Below are 1,242 nucleotides of genomic sequence, written 5' to 3' on the forward strand. Positions count from 1 at the left end.
GAGCTTGAGAATTTTCAGATCGCACTCTGCGCGTTTAGGAAACGTAGCGACAAGCCGCATGGCCCAGCCATCTATAGTCGACAGGCGATAGGCTGTAGCAGGCACTCTAGCCCTCTCTAGCCTGCCACGTAGAGCAGCTACGCCTGCGTTGGTATGAGTTAGAACGAGGATCGGCTTGCTGGGTCCTGCTTTGGTTATGGCTTCTGCGATCAAGTGCGTTTTGCCGCAGCCCGCCGGAGCTGTCACCGTGCCGCGCTTGATGTCGAGGAGGTCAATGCTCTTCATCAGGAAGCGTTGATCCATTCAAATATATTGTTCAGGATGTCGAAAAACTCCTGATCTAGCCCCGTGTCCGTGGCGATCACTTCCTCTCCAACCCTCTCCATCCGGCTTACAGTCTTGAACCAGCTGTTTTTCTTTTTTCGTGCAGCTCTAGCGAGGGTGTCCCGCTTCTCTTTCGTTAAGTCCGTTTTGCAGTCTTCTAAATTGAGTGTTCCTGCAGACTCCGAAGCTATGTGATCCCCAATGAGATCTGTGCCGTGAATCTCCTCGGCGATGGATAAAAGCTTCCACACGCCTTCGTCCGAGATGCTGTGGAATATCTCATCCTCCAGCGCACGGCCCGCACGCCATTTGAATACGTCGTCTATAGCCATGAAGTCGTTTTCAGTTGCTTGGTCTGGTTGCTTGTCGTCATCGCGGAAGACGCAAACTCGATATCCAAGCTTCTGAAATGCGTTCGCTCGCTTATAAATGTGATCACAGCCCCCTGCGTCCACGAGCGCTACGCCGTGTGCTGTCAAGGAGGGCGTCCCATCGGCTACGACGGTGTTATCCAGCCCTCGCAGTAGTCCGACCTCACTGGCTCCCTCGCATACTATGACGGACTTCGCCAGAAAAGCCTCGGGGAATGAGCGAATAGTGCCCTGAATTGCGTCCTCGTTGCCGAGCCCCGTCGCAGTACTCTTAATGCTGGAAGCACGGACGACAAAAAGCTGTTCCCCGGATAGTTCTCGGACTGCAACGGGAGAATGGGTCGTCAGAAAAGCCTGAAGTGGCGGCGTTGGCTCCTTTGCACCGAGCGATGCTACAAATCGAATAATGCGGTGTGGCTCCAGGCCGTGTTCAAGCTCGTCGACAAGGATGATTGTAGCGTCCTTGGCGGCCTTGCGCTGAAGTCCGGCGATCAACAAGCGCGTTGAGCCAAGGCCTAGGCCTCTGAGCGGAATCCCTTCTTCGCTA

2 protein-coding genes are annotated in these 1,242 nt (G+C 54.6%); both read right to left on the reverse strand.

What is annotated here, in order from left to right; translation table 11 throughout:
- On the reverse strand, positions 1-303 hold a 303-nt coding region (locus BRAS3809_RS35030; protein ID WP_240535726.1), incomplete at its 3' end, for a UvrD-helicase domain-containing protein.
- Positions 285-1,242 (reverse strand): ATP-dependent nuclease (locus tag BRAS3809_RS20570; RefSeq protein WP_035657259.1); only part of this gene is annotated, 958 nt, incomplete at its 5' end. The genes BRAS3809_RS35030 and BRAS3809_RS20570, both read right to left, overlap by 19 nt.

Origin of the sequence: Bradyrhizobium sp. STM 3809 (genome assembly GCF_000239795.1) — a bacterium.
Taxonomy (GTDB): Bacteria; Pseudomonadota; Alphaproteobacteria; order Rhizobiales; family Xanthobacteraceae; genus Bradyrhizobium.